Genomic DNA, 18,484 nt, shown 5'->3' on the forward strand with positions numbered 1-18,484 from the left:
GAGGAGCACTTCCTCGGGGGCCCTCGTCCTGCCCCGCTCTCACCCCGCATGAGCGGCTCTTCCCGCGGACGCGTATTGTCATGTGACGTACACCACTCATCACCCTGGGTGAGGCAACCCCTTGCCCTGAGCACCCGTCTAACGAATTGCGATTGAGGCGATACAGGGGGAAATATTCCGTGGCAAGGGGGAAGAGTGACCGTCGTGACGCAGCCTGATGTGAGCGTGATCATCGGGGCGTACGAAGCGATGCCGTACCTGGTCGAATGCCTGGCATCCGTCGAGGCGCAGACCATCGACCCGGCGCGTATGGAGGTCATCGCGGTCGACGACGGCTCGACGGACGGCACCGGCGAGTGCCTGAAGGAGTTCGCGGCCCGCGCCGCCATGCCGGTCACCGTCATCCGCCAGGAGAACTCCGGCGGCCCCAGCGGTCCCCGCAACGTCGGCCTGGGCAAGGCGGCCGGACGCTACGTCTTCTTCCTCGACGCCGACGACCGGCTCGGGCCCGAGGCCCTGGAGCGCATGGTCGCCATGGCCGACCAGAACGGCACGGACGTCGTCCTCGGCCGGGTCGAGGGCGTCAACCGCACGGCCCCCAAGTCCATGTGGGGCAAGACGCTCGACCGGACCGACGTCTTCTCCTCCAACATCAAGTTCACGCTGAGTGCGCAGAAGCTGTTCCGCCGCGCCCTGCTGGAGCAGCACGGCATGCGCTTCGACGAGTCGCTGTGGACCGGCGAGGACGCCCTGTTCACGCTGGAGGCGTACCTGCGGGCGGACGGCGTCTCCGTGGTCGCCGACTACACCTGCTACTACCTGGTCGGCCGCGACGACGGCAAGCACGTCACCAAGACCGGCAGTTACACCCTGCGCTTCGACTCCGCGCGCGCCCTGATGAAGCTGATCGCCGACATGGTCCCGGCCGGCGACAAGCGCGACCTGCTCATGGTCCGGCCCTTCCTCATCACGCTGCTGCCGCAGTTCGGGCCCAAGTTCCTCACCGACACCGAAGAGGTGCGGCGGCACAAGCTCGAGCTGGCCAAGCCGCTGATGGAGGCCTACTGGACGCCCGGCGTGGCCCACCGTCTCAAGGTCCACGAGCGGCTGCGGCTGCACCTGGTGGCCATGCAGCGGGCCGATCTGCTGCTGGACGTCGTCAAGTTCGTCAAGGCGAAGAAGCAGGCCGCCGCCGTCCTGGAGAAGCGCGGGACCCGTCTCTACCTCGTCTACCCGCACTTCCGGTCCAAGGCGGCCCGCATCCCCGACGAGATCTACCTCGCCGAGGCCCGCGAGGCCCGCGCCTTCGAGGGCTACCGGGAGGCGGCCGCCAACTCCTTCCCGCGCCGCGCCCTGCGCAAGCTCCGGCGGATGCTGCGGGCCAAGGGCTTCGGAAGAGCGGCGGCCGCCTGAGCGGCCGGTCCACCGCGACGAGAGGCCCCGGGCCGGCGCGCCCGGGGGCCTGCGTGACGCCCGGGATCGTGTGCGATGCCCGGGGCTTTGTGTGATGCCTGGTGCCGGGGTCCTTCGTTGCTGCCTGGTGCCCCTCGTGCCGGCCGGGCTACTGCTTGCCCGACTGGAGCGCGCGCCGCAGCGGCCGGCCCACCACGCGCCGCGCGCGCCGGTAGACGGACGCGGCGGGGGCCGGCACCACCGCCGCGGCCTTCTGCTTCACCTTCTGCGACTTCGCCAGCTCCCGCCGCAACCGGGCGTTGTCCAGGCTCAGTTCGGTCACCTGGCTGTGCAGCCAGCCGAACCGGGTGCTGAGCGACGTGAGATCGGCGTCGTTCCACGGCCGGACACCCGGCGGGAACGGCAGCGACCGCATCTTCTCGTCGAAGGCCGCGCCCCCGTCCCCGTGCGTGAAGGTGTTCCGCAGCCCGTTCTTGTCCAGGAATCCCACGAACCGGTCGAAGCGCTCCGCGTGGCCCCCGACCAGCCCGCTCAGATCCGTCTCCGCGTACAGCCGGGCCGGATCCGCCGCCTCCGGATCCTTCGCGACCTTGTCCAGCCGGCGGTGCGGGATCTCGAAGTACCGGCACAGCTCCAGCGTGCGCGAGTCCCCGCACAGCACCGTCGCGGGCGTCCCCGCGAGCAGCGCCGCGATGTTGCCGTGAATGCGGGAACCGAAGGAGAAGTCGAAGGACCGCAGGTCGTCGATCCACGTGACCGGATCGACGTACACCCGGACCTTGCCCTCCCGGTACATCGGGTGGTCCGGGTGCGTCGGCATGGCCGTCACGCGGGCGTTCGGGTCCGTGAGGTCCCGCCAGTGCAACTGCCGCGCGTCGCTGAGGTTCTGGCCGACGAAGCACAGGTTCGGGTAGCGGGCGTGGGTGCGGGTGATGATCCGGTCCAGGCCCTGCTTCTGCACCGCGCTGTGCGAACCGTTCACCGCGATCCGCGCATCCGTGGTCAGCTCGGGCACCCGCTTGCGGACGTCGAGGTCACGGCCGTACAGGAACAGCGACGGGCAGCCGATGACCTCCACGTCACGGAAGCCCATGTCCCGCAGGTACTGCTCGGTGAACTCGCCGCGGACCCCGATCGAGGCACTGCGGTCCAGCACCGCCGCGCAGAACTCGCGCACGGACTGCTCCATCGGCTTCAGCCGCGCCGGGTCGTAGCTCAGTCCGGTCTGCGCACCGACGCCCAGCACCACGACGGGGATCCGCAGCTTGCCGATCAGTCGGGTCAGCCGCTTCAGCCGGCTCTCGAAGGACGGCCGGAAGGCATTGGCGAGCGGGACGACGAACGCGTCGTACTCCTCGTTGATCCGGGCCGCCGCCGACAGGTCCGTGCCGATGCCGTTGGAGACGACCTCGGTGTCCGGAGTTGTGAGGATCTTGTGGGCGGCGTCGCTGAAGATCAGGTTGCCGGAGTTGGTGGCGATGACGTCCCGGTGGAGGGCTTCCTCGACGGAGAGCGCGTCGTACGGGCTCTTGCCGGACCGCAGCAGAATGCGCTGGACTGGGCGAACGGTAGGTGACACAAAGTTCAACTTATGTTGGGACACCATTTAATTTCTACAAGCAACCGACACAACCTTTTTGCCGTATGCGAACAGTGAGCAAACGGTTACGTCCGTGCTGTCCGGGGTCTGGACCGGTGCGCACCGACCGATCCACTTCGCGTAGATTGCCGGACAGGCAGCCGGAACGCGCGAGGGGACAGAAGGCACCGTGGCAAGGGCAAGGCAGGCCGTGGGCGAGGCCCGCAGGATCGTCGTCAAGGTGGGCTCCTCGTCGCTGACCACCGCCACCGGCGGCCTGGACGCCGACCGTGTCGACGCGCTCGTCGACGTCCTCGCCAAGATCCGCAGCGGCGGGGAGAAGGAGATCGTCCTCGTCTCCTCCGGTGCCATCGCCGCCGGCCTCGCCCCACTCGGCCTGCGCCGCCGCCCCAAGGACCTCGCCCGCCAGCAGGCCGCCGCCAGCGTCGGCCAGGGCCTGCTCGTGGCCCGCTACACCGCCTCCTTCGCCCGCTACGGCGTCCGCGTCGGCCAGGTCCTCCTCACCAGCGACGACATGAGCCGCCGCGCCCACCACCGCAACGCCTCCCGCACCCTCGACAAGCTGCTCGCGATGGGTGCCTTCCCGATCGTCAACGAGAACGACACCGTCGCCACGGACGAGATCCGCTTCGGTGACAACGACCGCCTCGCCTCCCTCGTCGCCCACCTCGTCCACGCCGATCTGCTCGTCCTCCTCTCCGACGTCGACGGCGTCTACGACGGCGACCCCAGCAAGCCCGGCACCTCCCGGATAGCGGAAGTGAAGGGCCCCGAGGACCTCGCCGGCGTCGAGATCGGCAGCGCGGGCAAGGCCGGTGTGGGCACCGGCGGCATGGTCACCAAGGTGGAGGCCGCCCGGATCGCCGCCGCCGCCGGCATCCCGGTGGTGCTGACCAGCGCAGTCCACGCGGCCGAGGCCCTGGCCGGCGGCGACACCGGCACCTACTTCCACTCCACCGGCAAGCGCTCCGCCGACCGGCTCCTCTGGCTCCAGCACGCCTCCACCCCGCAGGGCGCGCTGATCCTGGACGACGGCGCGGTGGACGCGGTCGTGAAGCGGCGCACATCGCTGCTGCCCGCCGGAATCGCCGCCGTCGAGGGCGAGTTCAGTGCCGGCGATCCCATCGAGCTGCGGGACGCGACGGGCCGCGCGGTGGCCCGGGGACTCGTCAACTTCGATGCCAAGGAGATCCCCCGGCTGCTCGGGCGTTCGACCCGTGAGCTGGCGCGCGAGCTGGGCCCCGCGTACGAACGCGAGGTCGTACACAGGGACGACCTGGTGCTCCTGCACGCGTGACTCTCGCAAAACCACTCGTAAAACGGGGCGTAAGGAACGCCCCCGGTGGGGGACGTTCCGTAAAACCGCCACGCGGAGCCCTTCGGCCTGCTCAACTTTGTCTCGGGGACATGTTGAAGGGACAGGTTCCGTCAAGGGGGCATGCGAGCCATGCGTGAAGGAGGCCGTCGTGAGACGAGTGCGCCCTGGGGCGACGTCCCGCGGTGCTCTGACGAGCGTCGCGGCCGGGGACACCTATGAGGAGCCCAAGGACCTGCCCAGGCTGTGGCACGTCACCCTCAGCGTCTCCGGGGAGAAGGTCCCCCTGCCCGAGCTGCGGCGGGCGCTGGAACAGCTCGCCCACGACCACCCCTTCCTGCTGACCAGCAGATACGCGACCGACCACGCGGAGATCCGGTACTGGGAAGAGGCCCGCGACCTGCACGACGCGGCCGCCGTGGCGCTGCGCCTGTGGGGCGAGCACCGGCAGAGCGCCGGCCTGCCGCCCTGGGAGATCGTCGGCCTGGAGGTCATCGACCGCGAGACCTACCACCACCGCATCGCCGAGGGCTACGGCCCCGCACCGGCGACACCGGTGGGAGTACACCCCTTCTGAGCCCCTCGACCGGGCCGGGCTTGTTTCAGGAGGGCCGGGCTGGGTCCCGGGGGGCGGCCGGGACCCAGCCCGGTCTCGGGGCGCCGGGCAGGGCTCCGGGGTGGCCGGGCTGGCGTCCCGGGACGGGCTGGCCGGGTCTCGGAGCCAGGTTGGGCCCCGCGGAACAGCCGGGCCGGCTCTCGGTGTAGCCGCGCGTGGCGAGGGGGTGAGGCGGGGGAGGGGAGCGGTGGGACCCCGGCCGGGGGAGTTCACCCCCTTTTGGGGTGTCTCGGGGTGTGGGACGACCTCTGAACCGCCGAGCCCAGGGCACTACCCTTCCCTCATGACCACGCTCTCGCCGTACGACTCGATGTCCCCGGTCACCCAGGCCGCCTACCGGGCCAAGGCCGCCGCCGCCGACCTCGCGCCGCTCCCGCGCGCCGTGAAGGACGACGCGCTGCTCGCCATCGCCGACGCGCTGGAGGTCCGGACCGCCGAGATCGTCGAGGCCAACGCCAAGGATGTGGCGAAGGCCCGGGAGAACGGCACCAGCGAGGCCATCGTCGACCGGCTCACCCTCAACCCCGAGCGGGTCCGCGCCATCGCCTCCGACGTCCGCGACGTCGTGAAGCTGCCCGACCCGGTCGGCGAGGTCGTCCGCGGCTCCACCCTCCCCAACGGCATCGACCTGCGGCAGGTCCGCGTCCCCCTCGGTGTCGTCGGCATCATCTACGAGGCCCGTCCGAACGTCACCGTCGACGCCGCCGCCCTCTGCCTGAAGTCAGGCAACGCCGTCCTGCTGCGCGGCTCCGCCTCCGCCTACGAGTCCAACACCGCCCTCGTCCGGGTGATCCGGGACGCCGTGGGAGGCGCCGGGCTGCCCGCGGACGCCGTCCAGCTCGTCCCCGGCGAGAGCCGCGACTCCGTGCGCGAGCTGATGCGCGCCCGCGGCCTGGTCGACGTCCTCATCCCGCGCGGCGGCGCCTCCCTGATCCAGACCGTGGTCAACGAGTCCATCGTCCCCGTGATCGAGACCGGCACCGGCAACTGCCACGTCTACGTCGACGCCCAGGCCGACATCGACACGGCCATCGAGATCCTGATCAACTCCAAGGCCCAGCGGGTCAGCGTCTGCAACGCCGCCGAGACCCTCCTGGTCCACCAGGACATCGCCCCCGAGTTCCTGCCGCGCGCCCTGGACGCCCTCGCCGAGGCCGGAGTCACCGTCCACGGCGACGAGCGGGTCATGGCCTACGGCGAAAACTCCAAGGCCACCGTGGTCGAGGCCACCCCCGAGGACTGGGAGACCGAGTACCTGTCCTACGACATCGCCGCCGCCGTCGTGGACTCCCTCGACAGGGCCATCGAGCACATCCGGCTGTGGACCTCCGGCCACACCGAGGCCATCGTCACCACCTCCCAGCAGGCCGCCCGCCGCTTCACCCGGCTGGTCGACTCCACCACCGTCGCCGTGAACGCCTCCACCCGCTTCACCGACGGCGGCCAGTTCGGCTTCGGTGCCGAGATCGGCATCTCCACCCAGAAGCTGCACGCCCGCGGGCCGATGGGTCTGCCGGAGCTGACCAGCACGAAGTACATCGTCACCGGCGACGGGCACGTACGCCGCTGAGGTTCACCCGTTCGGCGGTGTGTCCACGTGCGGGGCGGCACGGCCGAAAGGCGTCTCACCAGGCAGACGAATTTCCATACCGTCTGCCCAAATTGACCCCCCAGGTCTACTCTGGATCCGTGCCGGAGGACGTGGGGGGCACGCCGTTCCCTGACGGCTGGGAGCCCGACGACGACCACGACCACGGGGTGTCGGACGAAGAGTTCGCCTCCGTGGTCTTCGACGAGGCCTTCATACAGGCGGCCACGGTCCACGAGCCGACCGCCGTCGAACGCCTCCTGGCCGCCGCCCAGGCCAGAGCCGAGGCCTCCGAGGCCGAGGCCCGCCGCGCCCACACCCGCGGCGAGCGCTACGACGACGGCTACGACCCCGAGGGTGCCGAATTCGGCCAAGATCCCGACGACGACGAACTGGACGACACCTACGTCCTCGGCGACCACCACGGTCCCTACGGCGCCTACGGCAGGCAGGTCCGCTGGCACCGGCCCGTGGCCTGGCTCCTCGCCGTCGTGATGGGCATCGGCATGGTGGCCCTGGCCTTCGCCGCCGTCTACCGCGGAGGCTCCTCGGGCACCCGCGACCGGGTCCCCGCCCCCGCCTCGACCGGCCTCGGACAGGGCGGCGCGTCCGCTCCCGCGGCCTCCGCCGAACACTCCCAGCCGGCCGTCTCGGCCGTCCCGCGCTCCCCCTGAGCACGCCGCCCGTGCTTGGTGAGGACCTGTCAGAACTTGTCGCGTAGCGGGGCGTTTACCCAGGGCTGCCGAGACCTACCCTGAAAGTATGGGCGGGCCTGGAGACCCACCGGAGGGGACACCCGAGGGCGGCCCCGGCGGTGCAGAGGACGAATACCGATCCGTCGTGTTCGACGAGTCTTTCGTCCGTGCTGCCCGCCTCCAGGAGTACTCCGCCGAGGAGCGGATGGCCGACCACGCGCCCGCCGTACGGCGTCGCCCGCCCCTGCACCGCGGACTCACCCGGCAGGTCCTGATCCTCGTCGTGCTGATCGCCGTCGCCTTCGGCACCGCGATCTACATGGGCGTCCGCCACCCTTACGGCTCCTCGCAGGCCCGGCGGTCCGTGGAGCTCCTCCGCATGACGGTCATCCCGCTCGCCCCCCAGGGCAAGGTGCCCGGCGCCGCCGACGCCGAGCGGCTGTACGCGCACAGCCCCGCCGCCCAGTTCGAGGTCGGCGCCGAGGGCATACCCCTGCCGGCCACCCGCAGCACCGCCCACTTCTCCGACAGCCAGGTGGTGACCGCCCTCACCACCGCCAAGGACTACATCGTCCGCTCCTCGCTCTACCCCGAGGTGCTCACCGGCCGCGACGTGCACCCCGCCCGGGCCTTGGTCGACCCGGACCAGCTCGACCAGTTCGACCAGAGCCTCGACCACCCGGCGGCGGACGGCCGGCACGCGCCCACCGGCTGGATGGTCCGCCTCGACCCCGCCCGAGCCGAGCTCGCCGACGACCGGATCCGGGTCTCCGGCAACCTGCACGCCGCCGAGACCGACTCGGCGACGCTGGAGGTCAGCGCCGACCACACCTTCGTCTACGCCCTGCGCCCCACCGGCGCCACCTCCGACGCGCCCGCCTCCCTCTTCACGGTCCGCCGCGAGCTGACCTTCCACTTCGACCGTGACGACCTGCGCACCCACCAGGTCCAGCTGGTCACGTCCTACGTCCAGGCGGGCCCCCTCGCCTGCGCCGAGGACGCCGCGGCCTACCTCCGCCCCCTCCTGGCCGGCCAGACAGCCAGGTCGGGCGGCCCCGCGGGCACCAACCCCTACGAGACGGACAGCGCCACAGCCCTGTGCGGAACCCTGTCCACCAGCGCCCAGCCGAAGGTGTGAGCGGCACGGAGGGGCGCGGCGACGGACGTCCCGGCCGGCCCTGGCGCCACTCGGACCCGGTGGCCGCCGGCCGGTCGCCGGTCGCGCGGGAGGGCGCCCGGCGACCCGAGTGCGGTGCCTACTCCTCGTCGCGGTCCGGAGCGTCGTCCTGGGCCGGCGGCGCGCTGCGGAAGCCGTCGAAGCCCCGCCGGACCCGGCCGCCCAGGCCGCCCGCGCCGCCCGCGAGATCCGTGACCAGCTTCATCAGCGGGTCCTTGGACGTCTTCACATCGCTCGCGTAGCTCGCCGCCGACTCGCGGAAGGAGTCGCTGACGGAGGTGTCCTTGTCCTCGCTGCGCCGCGGGTAGTGGCCGTCCATGATCCGCTGGTAGTCCCGGGACTCGGCCCACTTCTTCAGCTCGGCGGCCCGGATGGTGGCGAAGGGGTGCGAACGCGGCAGCACGTTCAGGATCTTCAGCACGGAGTCGCGCAGATCCCCTCCGGACTCGTACTCCTCGGCCTGCTCCAGGAACGCGTCCACGTTCATCTCGTGCAGGTGGTTGCCGCCCGCGATCTTCATCAGGCCCCGCATCGAGGCCCGGAGATCCTGGCCCACCAGCAGCCCCGCCCGGTCCGCGGACAGCTCCGACTTGCGGAACCACTCCCGCAGCGCCGTCACGATCGCCATGACCGCGAAGTTGCCCAGCGGGATCCAGGCGACCTTCAGCGCCAGGCTCGTCAGGAACAGCAGGATCGTGCGGTACACCGCGTGCCCGGACAGCGCGTGCCCCACCTCGTGCCCGACGACCGCCCGCATCTCCTCCTCGTCGAGCAGCTCCACCAGGCCCGTGCTGACCACGATGATGGGCTCGTCCAGGCCGATGCACATCGCGCTCGGCTGCGGATCCTGTGTGACGTACATCGGCGGGACCTTCTCCAGGTCCAGGATGTAACAGGCGTCCAGCAGCATGTCGTGCAGGTGGGAGAACTGCCGCTCGGAGACGCGCACCGAGTCGGACAGGAACAGCAGCCTGAGGCTCCGCTCCGGCAGCAGCCCGCTGAGCGCCTTGAAGACGGCGTCGAACCCGCTCAGCTTGCGCAGCGCGACCAGGGCCGAGCGGTCGGCCGGATGCTCGTAGGCACGCGAGGAGATCCCCGGGAAGCGCCTGCGCTGCCTGCTCGGCACGCGCTCGTGCCCCGTCTGCTGGTGGCCGTCGTCGGACATGTCTTCCCCCATGTGCGTGTGAGTGCCCACGTGTGCCCCCGAGGCGGGGCTCAGCCTAGGCGGAGATACCGTGGACAGGCAGTACACCCGAAGGAGTGCACGCCATGGAGCACCACCCCGCAGCCGCCCGGCTGACCGAGGCCGCCACGATGGCCGTCCAGCAACACGGGTCGGGAAACCTGCTCCGTGTCGTCCTGATCGTGATGGTGCTCGGCTGTGTACTGACCGCCTGGTTCCTGCTGCGCGGCTACAAGAAGGACGACTGACGAGCGGGGAAGGTTCCCCGCCGCCGGGCGGCGAACGACGCCCGCCGCGGATGACCCGCCGGCCCCCTCGTCCCCAACGGCGGAGTCGGCGTGATCGCCGCGGGGCCGCCCGCTTACGATGAGCCGACATCTTTATTCCGCCCACACGCGATAGGTCCTGCCGAAGATGAGCTTCCACAGCGCCGCAGCCCAGTTGGTCACCCTCGCCGCCGAGGGCGAGGAGCACGGCGGAAACCACAACAGCCTGAACCCGGCCATCACCGGCGGCAGCGCCCTGGTCATCCTGCTCCTGCTGCTGTGGATCACCACGCGCTTCAACCGCGACCGCTGAACGGGGACCCCGTCCCCGGCCGGACGTCCGAGGCCGGGCCGGTAGGGTCTGCACGCATGGGAGAGCAGGACATGCCTACCGGTCCGGCGCACGAGGCGGCCGGCGACACGGTGAAGCACCCGCAGCACGGACCGGGCAACGGCCCTGCCCACACGGGCAAGCGGCGCCTGGGCGTCATGGGCGGAACCTTCGACCCGATCCACCACGGGCACCTCGTGGCGGCCAGCGAGGTCGCCGCGCAGTTCCAGCTGGACGAAGTGGTGTTCGTCCCCACCGGCCAGCCGTGGCAGAAGTCCCACCGCAAGGTCTCCCCGGCCGAGGACCGCTACCTGATGACGGTCATCGCGACCGCCGAGAACCCGCAGTTCTCCGTCAGCCGCATCGACATCGACCGCGGCGGCCCCACCTACACCGTGGACACCCTGCGCGACCTGCGCGCCCTCAACCCGGACACCGACCTCTTCTTCATCACCGGCGCCGACGCCCTCGCCCAGCTGCTGACCTGGCGCGACTCGGAGGAGCTGTTCTCCCTCGCGCACTTCATCGGCGTCACCCGCCCCGGGCACCACCTGACCAACCCGGGCCTGCCCGAAGGCGGCGTCTCGCTCGTCGAGGTTCCGGCGCTGGCCATCTCCTCCACAGACTGCCGGGCGAGAGTCGCCAAGGGGGACCCCATCTGGTACATGGTGCCGGACGGAGTCGTGCGCTACATCGACAAGCGCGAGCTGTACCGCGGCGAGTGAGCCGAGAGGGGCACCGGTGAACGACCGATACGACGCGGGGTACGGCGAGGGTCCGTACGAGCTCGTCGGCTACGACGAGTACGGCCGGCCCATGTACCGGCAGGTCCCGGCACAGCAGGCTCCGGCACAGCAGCCTGCGCAGGCTCAGCAGGCGCCCTACGACCCGTACGCCCAGCAGCAGGGCTACGGCTACGACCCCTACGCCACCGGCCAGCAGCCCCCGGCGCCCTCCTACGGCTCCGGCCGGCAGCAGCCCGCCTACACCCCCTACGGCTCGCCGGCCCCGTACGACCCGTACGCCACCGGCACCCAGGACGCCACCGGCTACGACCCCTACGGGCAGGCGGCGAGCAGCGGGCAGCAGCCCCGGGTCGCCGAGCAGACCGCGTGGATCCCGCAGCAGGCCGGCCCCGCGGAGGACTCGCGGACCCCGGAGGAAACCGAGGCCGCCCCGGGCGAAGGGGAGTACCACACCGAGCAGTTCGCCTTCGTCGAGGAGCCGGACGGTGACTCCGAGGACGTCATCGACTGGCTGAAGTTCACCGAGAACCGCACCGAGCGCCGCGAGGAGGCCCGCCGCCGCGCCCGCGCCCGGATCGTCGCCCTTCTCGTCGTCCTCTCCCTCGTCGCGGTCGGTGGAGTCGGCTACCTCTGGTACGCCGGAGAACTGCCCGGCCTGTCCTCCTCCGACGGCCGGAGCGGCACCGCCACGCCGGTCACCGCCCAGAAACGCGATGTGATCGTCGTCCACCTGCACAACACCGGCAAGGGCGGCACCTCCACGGCACTCCTGGTCGACAACACCACCACCAAGCAGGGCACCACGGTCCTGCTGCCCAACTCCCTCGCGCTCACCGGCGACGACGGCTCCACCACCCTCGCCAAGTCCGTGGACGACGACGGCGCCTCCGGCACCCGCGAGCAGCTCGACACGGTCCTCGGCACCAGCATCCAGGGCACCTGGCGCCTGGACACCCCCTACCTCCAGAACCTGGTCGAACTCGTCGGCAACATCGAGGTCGACACCAACGCCGACGTGCCCGACCGGGACGCCAAGAAGAAGGGCACCGCGCCGCTCGTCCACAAGGGCCAGGACCAGACCCTCAGCGGCAAGATGGCCGTCGCCTACGCCACCTACCGCGGCGCCGGCGAGTCCGAGAACGCCCAGCTGGAGCGGTTCGGCCAGGTCATGCAGGGCGTGCTGCGGAAGATCTCCTCCGAGCCGTCGTCGGCCACCACAACCGTGCAGACGCTCGCGCAGATCCTCGACCCGCCGCTCACCGACAAGGACCTCGGCACCTTCCTCGCCAAGCTCGCCGACCTCGCCAAGAGCGGCGACTACAAGACCGCCATGCTGCCCGTGCAGACCGACGGCACGCTGAGCGCGCAGACCAGCGACAGCGTGGTGAAGGACATCCTGGGCGGCACCGCCAAGAGCCCCGACGCCGGCTCCGCGGTCCGGGTCTCCGTACAGAACGCCACCGGCGTGAAGGACGACTCCGAGAAGGCCCGGGTCGTGCTCCTCAACGGCGGTTTCACCTTCCTGGAGGGCGGCAGCGCCTCCGGCACCCAGTCCGCCTCGAAGGTGATCTACGCGGACACCGCCGACAAGGCGAACGCATCCGAGGTCGCCAAGACCCTCGGCCTGCCCGCCGGCTCTGTGACGAAGGGCACCGTCTCCTCCGGCGCCGACGTCTCGGTGGTCCTCGGCCGCGACTACAGGCCGTCGTCCTCCTGACCACGAGCCGCCTCCGCGTCCGGAGTGCGGCCGGGGCACCCCATGCGCCGCGGTAATCACGTGGGGTGCTCCGGGCGGTCCGTGAGACCCTTGATGTCAAAAGACCGCCGACGGAAAGCCGTGTAGTGACCGCCACCGACCGTTCTCTTGAGCTCATCAACACCGCCGCCCAGGCGGCGGCCGACAAGCTCGCCCACGACGTCATCGCCTACGACGTGAGCGACGTGCTGTCGATCACGGACGCCTTCCTGCTGGCGTCCGCCCCGAACGACCGCCAGGTCAAGGCCATCGTCGACGAGATCGAGGAGCGCCTGCTGAAGGAACTCGGCGCCAAGCCGGTCCGCCGTGAGGGCGACCGCGAGGCCCGCTGGGTCCTGCTCGACTACGTCGACATCGTCGTGCACGTCCAGCACAGCGAGGAGCGGGTCTTCTACGCCCTGGAGCGGCTGTGGAAGGACTGCCCCGAGATCCAGCTGCCCGCCGACGCCAAGGCCACCCGCGGCAAGGCCGAGGAGCACGCCAGGCTGCAGGCCGCCGAGGCGGATCAGGAGCCGGGCGGGGAGTGGTGATGAGCGCCACAGGTGAGGTGACCGACCGCAAGGGCCGGGGCCGCCGCATCATCCTGTGGCGGCACGGCCAGACCTCCTGGAACGTGGAGCGCCGCTTCCAGGGCACCACCGACGTCGAGCTGACCGAGACCGGCATCGGCCAGGCCCGCCGGGCCGCCCGGCTGCTCGCCTCCCTGCGGCCCGACGCGATCATCTCCTCGGATCTGCGGCGTGCCGCGCACACGGCCGCCGAGCTGGCCGCCCTCACCGGCCTCGACGTCACCCGCGACGAGGGCCTGCGCGAGACCTACGCGGGCGTCTGGCAGGGGCTGACGCACGAGGAGATCATCGCCCGCCACGGGGAGGAGTACGCCGCCTGGAAGCGCGGCGAGGCGGTCCGCCGCGGCGGCGGCGAACTGGAGGCCGAGGTCGCCGACCGCGCGGCTCCCGTCGTCCTGCGGCACGCCGAGAAGCTGCCCGAGGACGGCACCCTCGTCGTGGTCAGCCACGGCGGCACCATCCGCACCACCATCGGCCGGCTCCTCGGCCTGGAGGCCCGCCACTGGGAGAGCCTCGGCGGCCTCTCCAACTGCTGCTGGTCCGTGCTCGGCGAAGGCGCCCGCGGCTGGCGCCTGCTCGAGCACAACGCGGGCACGCTCCCCGAGCCCGTCCTCGGCGACGACGACTGACCGTCCCGAGGCCCCCGGACCCCGGATTTCACTTTCCGGCAGGTCACAGGCTAAAGTTCTTCTTGTTCGCCCCGCCGAGCGGGAAGAACACCAGGGGCTATAGCTCAGTTGGTAGAGCGCCTGCATGGCATGCAGGAGGTCAGGAGTTCAATTCTCCTTAGCTCCACTGATCGACACTCTGTTGAGTTGTCAAAGATCGGTGATGAGGATCCCGTCCCCACAGGGGGCGGGATTTTCTGTGTCCGGCGTGTCCGGCGGGCCCAGCGCGTTCAGCGGCGGACGGCCTCCTCGGCCTCCCTTCCCTCATGTGCCGACGGCCACAGTCGCTCCCTTCGCTCCCGCAGCAGCGCCATCTTCTCCCTCGCCTCGTCGTCCTCCGGGGTGTAGACCACGATCCGGCACTCGGGCATCCCGTCGATGGACAGCGACTGGGAGGTCATCCGCATCTCGCCCACCGCCGCGTGCCGGAACGTCTTCACCCGGGGCCCCGGAGGTGCCACCGCACCGCTCGCCCACAGCTCCGCGAACCAGGGGCTCGCCGCCGACAGCCCGCGTATGTACTCCTCCCAGGCCGGCTCGCCCACGTGTCTGCCGTAGGGCGACCGCAGCGTCGCCACCATCAGCGGCAGCTCCTCCTCCCGGCGGACCAGCGGACAGACCCCCTCCGGCAGCGTGAACAGCGTCCACAGCACGTTCGGCAGGCCCATGCCGGGACCGAGTGTCTGCGGCACCAGGAACAGGTCCCGATAGGCCGGGTTGGTGGCCAGGACGTCGTACCGCGAGTTGTAGACCATCGCCATCATCGGGTCGAGGGCGTCGATGACGCCCTGCACCTCCGGGCCGATCCGCCGGATCAGGCCCTCCGGGTCCGGCTCGAACGGCACCTCCGCCAGCCGGTACAGATGCTCCCGCTCCGGCGGGTCCAGCCGCAGCGTGCGCGCGACCGCGTCCAGCACCTGCGGCGAGGCGTTGATCGGCCGGCCCTGCTCCAGCCACGTGTACCAGGTCACGCCCACGCCCGAGATCTGGGCGACCTCCTCCCGGCGCAACCCCGGCGTGCGCCGCCGCAGGCCCGGCGGCATCCCCACATCGGCCGGCGTCACCCGTGCCCGCCTGCTGCGCAGAAAGACGGCCAGCTCCGGCCTGCGTCGCTGTGTCCTCGTCCCCATGGTCCAGCCCCCCCGTCGTCCCCGTCTCCATCGATCGTCGACACTCCGGGCCGCTCCTGCCAGGTGCTGGCAGTACCAGCATCGGCGGGCACTCGGCACCGGTACCGCCCCGTCGTCACGCTCGACGCCATGACGACGACATCCCGAACCGGGCCGGGCACCGAGCCCGCCCCGAACCCTGCGATCAGTGAAGCATCCGCCACTGACAGTGACACGCCGACCGCTGACCGAGCGGGATCATCCGTCACGGACAGTGAAGCACTCGGCACTGACAACCGGCCCCGGCTGCTGCTCGGTGTGCTGCTCGCCGCCCTGTTCATGGCGGCCCTCGACGTCTTCATCGTGAACGTCGCGGCCCCCGCGATCGGTTCCGACCTGCACGCCTCGGGCGCCGACCTCCAGCTGGTGATCGCCGGTTACACCATCACCTACTCCGTGCTCCTGATCACCGGGGCCCGGCTCGGCGACCGGCTCGGCCACGGCCGGGTCCACCTCGCCGGACTGGCTCTGTTCACCGCGGCCTCGCTCGCCTGCGGGCTGGCGCAGGGCTCGACCGAGCTGATCGTGTTCCGGCTGGTGCAGGGCGCGGGCTCGGCGCTGATGATCCCGCAGGTGCTCAGCCTCATCCAGCGTTCCTTCACCGGCGAGGCCCGGGCGCGGGCGCTGGGCGCCTATTCGGCCGTCCTCGCCGTCGGCGCGGCGGCCGGGCAGGTCGCCGGCGGGGTGCTGGTCAGCGCCGACCTGTTCGGCACCGGCTGGCGGCCGGTGTTCCTGGTCAACGTGCCGGTGGGTGCGCTGCTGCTCGTACTGGGCCGGCGGGTCCTGCCGCTGGGCGGTGCGGCCGGGCGGGAGCGGGCCCGGGCGCTGGACCTGCCCGGGCTGGTGCTGCTCGGCGCCGCCGTGTCGCTGCTGACCGTGCCGCTGGTGCTCGGGCAGGAGGAGGACTGGCCGCTGTGGTCCTGGCTGTCGCTGGCCGCGGCCGCCGTGCTGTTCGCCCTGTTCTGCGGCTACGAGTCGCGGCTGGCCCGGCGCGGCGGTGCCCCGCTCATCAGGCCCCGGGTGCTGCGCCACCCTGGCATCGGGCGGGCCGTCTTCCGGATCCTCGCCGTGATGTCGGTCAACGCCGGCTTCCTCTTCGCGCTGACCCTGCACGTCCAGGGCGGCCTCGGCTACAGCGCGCTGCGAGCCGGACTGAGCTTCGCGCCGACAGCGGCCGTCTTCGGCGCCGTCAGCCTGACCTGGCGGCGGTGGCCGGCCGCCTGGCAGCAGGTCCTGTCGCCGGCCGGGTTCACGCTCACCGCGGTGTCCGTCGCCGTCGTGGGGCTCGCCTTCCACGGCGGCGGGGGCGGGGGAGTGGCCCTGTACGCGGGGTACGCGGGCACGGGTGCCGGGCTGGCGCTCGCCTTCAGTCCGACGCTCACCGGGGCGCTGGCCACTGTGCGGCCCGAGGACGCGGCGGACGCCAGCGGCCTGCTGGCGACGGTGGCACAACTCGGTCAGCTCATGGGTGTGGCGGCCTTCGGCACACTGTTCCTGAACCGGCTTGAGTCATTCGGGGCTCTGCGGTCGTATCCCTCTGCGGAGGCGTTCTCGGTGTGCGTCTGGGCGCTGGCCGGAACGGCCGCGGTGGGCGCCGTGTCCGGACTGGTACTGAGGCGTCGCTGACCGTATTGCTCCGGCCGTGGCAGAATCAAAAGGCCGGAAGGGGGCGCGGCCCGACGGGAGGGAGTAGCGATGCCTGCGAGCATCCTTGAGGAGGTCGGCCACCTCCTCGGTGCGGCGTTGATACGGGATACGACCACCCGGCTGAGCTGCCCTTCCTGCGGTTCCGCGCACGTCGCGCAAGTACTCGGCGACAATGGCGGAATCTCCTACGTGTGCACGGCCTGCGGCCACAGCTGGAGCTGATCGATGGGTGCACACCGGCGAAAGTGCGACTGGTGCGGGAGCGGTACGCCGATCGTCCGTGACATGGAGCCGATCAATCCCGATTACCAGTACTGGTGCGAGGAATGCGCGCGGGCACTGATCATAAAAGGCGACCCGATCGAGACGTACCGGGAGCTGGAGGGCGAGCCGATCTACGGCCGGCTCCTCGAGGAGCACTGCACGCTCAAGAGGTTCTACCAGTTCGTCACGGCTTGACGTCGATCACACCGGGCCCGGTCCTCGGCAACGATGTCCGGGCCAGTGCGAGGAAAAGCGCACCGGCGCCTCCGTAGAGTGCGGACAGCGTCAATTCCGCGCCACCGAAGTGCAGTTCGGGCCGGCCTGATCCGTGCGGCACCCACCACGGCGCGTACGAGCAGAAGACCAGGAGTGTGCCCAGGGCTGCCGCCCTGTGCGCGCGTGTCCACAGCAGCAGCACCAGCGGCACGCACCACACCCAGTGGTGGGTCCAGGACACGGGGCTGATCAGCAGGGCGGTCACCGCACAGGCGCACACCGCCCAGGCCCGCCGCCCCCGCAATTCCGCCCGCACGGCCAGCGCGAGCCCCGAGGCGGCCACCAGGGCCGCGCAGAGCGCCCAGAGTGCTCCCGGATCGGCCGAGTGCAGAAAGCGGGCCAGGACGCCGCGCAGGGCTTGGTTGGCGGTGTCCTCGGCGTGCCCGACCCGGTTCGCGCGGAACGCGATGTCCGTCCAGAACCGCCAGGAGTCGTACGGCAGGAGGGCCGCCGCCAGCAGGGTCGCCCCGGTGAACGCGGCGGCCGCTCCGCGCGCGTGCCGCAGCCACGGCTGTCCGTGCCCGCCCTTCAGGCGGGCGACGAGGCCCGTGGCGAGCAGGAACGCCGGGAACAGCGCGGGCGTCAGCTTGACCGCCGCGGCCAGCCCGAGGCCCACTCCCGTCCAGCGGTCGAACCCGCCGGCGGGGCGGCGGGTCAGGTCCCACAGCACCAGGACGGCCAGCAGCAGGTTGATCTGGCCGTAGCGCAGGGTCGTCCACACCGGCTCGCACCACACGGCCGCTGCGGCGACCCACCAGGAGGTCTCCACGCGCGCGTGGCCGACGAGTTTCAGGGACAGCCGTACGAACACCACCAGCAGCGCGAGGTTGCCGGCCGTCGCAAGCGCGCGCAGGAGTTCCGTGTCCAGCAGGGGCAGCGGGGTGAACAGCAACGCTGCGAACGGGGGGTAGGTGGTGGGCAGGTGCGCGGCCGTCGCGCGCAGCGCGTAGAGGTCGCCGCCGGTGCGCACGGTGGCGCCCTCGGCCCGGTACACCATCAGATCGATCATCGACACATGCGCGGCCCGCTGCGCGGCCCAGAACGCCGCGAAGGACGCCAGGCACACGCCCAGCGCGACCGGGACCCGGCGGGTGGCTGCGGACGACGCGATCACGGTCATGAAAGCCGACATTAGTGGTCGTATCGGCGCGAAGTCGAAACCGATTTGGTGCTGCGCCGACGGGCCTGTAATGTTTACGTCGTCG

18 protein-coding genes and 1 tRNA gene are annotated in these 18,484 nt (G+C 71.2%); 15 read left to right on the forward strand and 4 right to left on the reverse strand.

Annotated elements, in window-relative coordinates; genetic code table 11:
* The first annotated feature begins 204 nt into the window (after positions 1-204).
* Entirely contained in the window at positions 205-1,413 is a 1,209-nt protein-coding gene (locus ACZ7DL_RS10265; RefSeq protein WP_470773059.1) for a glycosyltransferase family 2 protein, read from the forward strand.
* 148 nt (positions 1,414-1,561) lie between these two features.
* Here ACZ7DL_RS10265 and ACZ7DL_RS10270 read toward each other — a convergent pair whose 3' ends face one another.
* A complete protein-coding gene (locus ACZ7DL_RS10270; protein WP_470773061.1) occupies positions 1,562-3,019 on the reverse strand; it encodes a polysaccharide pyruvyl transferase family protein in 1,458 nt (485 codons plus the stop codon).
* 184 nt (positions 3,020-3,203) lie between these two features.
* Between ACZ7DL_RS10270 and proB the strand changes: the two genes are divergently transcribed.
* From proB to ACZ7DL_RS10295, 5 genes are all read left to right on the forward strand, one after another.
* Entirely contained in the window at positions 3,204-4,310 is a 1,107-nt protein-coding gene (gene proB, locus ACZ7DL_RS10275; protein ID WP_470773573.1) for a glutamate 5-kinase, read from the forward strand.
* Positions 4,311-4,479: 169 nt separating this feature from the next.
* Entirely contained in the window at positions 4,480-4,905 is a 426-nt protein-coding gene (locus tag ACZ7DL_RS10280; protein ID WP_470773062.1) for a hypothetical protein, read from the forward strand.
* 322 nt (positions 4,906-5,227) lie between these two features.
* A complete protein-coding gene (locus ACZ7DL_RS10285; protein WP_470773063.1) occupies positions 5,228-6,514 on the forward strand; it encodes a glutamate-5-semialdehyde dehydrogenase in 1,287 nt (428 codons plus the stop codon).
* A 119-nt stretch (positions 6,515-6,633) separates the two neighbouring features.
* The gene (locus tag ACZ7DL_RS10290; protein WP_470773064.1) at positions 6,634-7,206 is read left to right on the forward strand and encodes an SCO2584 family spore wall biosynthesis protein; all 573 of its coding nucleotides are present in this window, start codon (positions 6,634-6,636) and stop codon (positions 7,204-7,206) included.
* 88 nt (positions 7,207-7,294) lie between these two features.
* On the forward strand, positions 7,295-8,365 hold the full coding sequence (locus ACZ7DL_RS10295) for an SCO2583 family membrane protein (protein ID WP_470773065.1): 1,071 nt from the start codon (positions 7,295-7,297) through the stop codon (positions 8,363-8,365).
* Positions 8,366-8,483: 118 nt separating this feature from the next.
* On the opposite strand, the gene ACZ7DL_RS10300 is transcribed toward ACZ7DL_RS10295, so the two are convergent.
* Positions 8,484-9,569, reverse strand: coding sequence for a M48 family metallopeptidase (locus ACZ7DL_RS10300; RefSeq protein WP_470773067.1), 1,086 nt, complete (start codon positions 9,567-9,569; stop codon positions 8,484-8,486).
* A gap of 104 nt (positions 9,570-9,673) precedes the next feature.
* On the opposite strand from ACZ7DL_RS10300, the gene ACZ7DL_RS10305 reads away from it, so the two are divergent.
* The 7 genes from ACZ7DL_RS10305 to ACZ7DL_RS10335 all read left to right on the forward strand — a co-directional run bounded on the left by ACZ7DL_RS10305 (position 9,674) and on the right by ACZ7DL_RS10335 (position 14,050).
* Positions 9,674-9,835, forward strand: coding sequence for a hypothetical protein (locus ACZ7DL_RS10305; protein ID WP_470773069.1), 162 nt, complete (start codon positions 9,674-9,676; stop codon positions 9,833-9,835).
* Positions 9,836-10,001: 166 nt separating this feature from the next.
* Entirely contained in the window at positions 10,002-10,166 is a 165-nt protein-coding gene (locus ACZ7DL_RS10310) for a hypothetical protein (protein ID WP_094221154.1), read from the forward strand.
* Positions 10,167-10,222: 56 nt separating this feature from the next.
* The gene (nadD, locus tag ACZ7DL_RS10315) at positions 10,223-10,909 is read left to right on the forward strand and encodes a nicotinate-nucleotide adenylyltransferase (protein ID WP_470773071.1); all 687 of its coding nucleotides are present in this window, start codon (positions 10,223-10,225) and stop codon (positions 10,907-10,909) included.
* A gap of 16 nt (positions 10,910-10,925) precedes the next feature.
* Positions 10,926-12,647 (forward strand): LCP family protein, encoded by a 1,722-nt coding sequence (locus ACZ7DL_RS10320; protein WP_470773073.1) that lies wholly within the window; start codon positions 10,926-10,928, stop codon positions 12,645-12,647.
* Positions 12,648-12,772: 125 nt separating this feature from the next.
* The gene (rsfS, locus tag ACZ7DL_RS10325; protein WP_470773075.1) at positions 12,773-13,216 is read left to right on the forward strand and encodes a ribosome silencing factor; all 444 of its coding nucleotides are present in this window, start codon (positions 12,773-12,775) and stop codon (positions 13,214-13,216) included.
* A complete protein-coding gene (locus ACZ7DL_RS10330) occupies positions 13,216-13,884 on the forward strand; it encodes a histidine phosphatase family protein (RefSeq protein WP_470773077.1) in 669 nt (222 codons plus the stop codon). Before rsfS ends, ACZ7DL_RS10330 begins: the two co-directional genes overlap by 1 nt.
* 93 nt (positions 13,885-13,977) lie before the next feature.
* Positions 13,978-14,050: transfer RNA gene (locus ACZ7DL_RS10335), tRNA-Ala, on the forward strand.
* Positions 14,051-14,153: 103 nt separating this feature from the next.
* Here the strand turns inward: ACZ7DL_RS10335 and ACZ7DL_RS10340 are convergent.
* A complete protein-coding gene (locus ACZ7DL_RS10340; RefSeq protein ID WP_470773079.1) occupies positions 14,154-15,053 on the reverse strand; it encodes a helix-turn-helix transcriptional regulator in 900 nt (299 codons plus the stop codon).
* A 300-nt stretch (positions 15,054-15,353) separates the two neighbouring features.
* Here ACZ7DL_RS10340 and ACZ7DL_RS10345 point away from each other — a divergent pair, with 300 nt between their 5' ends.
* On the forward strand, positions 15,354-16,718 hold the full coding sequence (locus ACZ7DL_RS10345; RefSeq protein WP_470773575.1) for an MFS transporter: 1,365 nt from the start codon (positions 15,354-15,356) through the stop codon (positions 16,716-16,718).
* Between the two features lie 246 nt (positions 16,719-16,964).
* Positions 16,965-17,198 (forward strand): hypothetical protein, encoded by a 234-nt coding sequence (locus ACZ7DL_RS10350; protein WP_030653820.1) that lies wholly within the window; start codon positions 16,965-16,967, stop codon positions 17,196-17,198.
* Here ACZ7DL_RS10350 and ACZ7DL_RS10355 read toward each other — a convergent pair.
* Entirely contained in the window at positions 17,188-18,399 is a 1,212-nt protein-coding gene (locus ACZ7DL_RS10355) for a glycosyltransferase 87 family protein (protein ID WP_470773080.1), read from the reverse strand. The genes ACZ7DL_RS10350 and ACZ7DL_RS10355 overlap by 11 nt on opposite strands.
* Positions 18,400-18,484: the final 85 nt, after the last annotated feature.

The sequence above is a fragment of the Streptomyces sp. NPDC036984 genome (assembly GCF_055607665.1).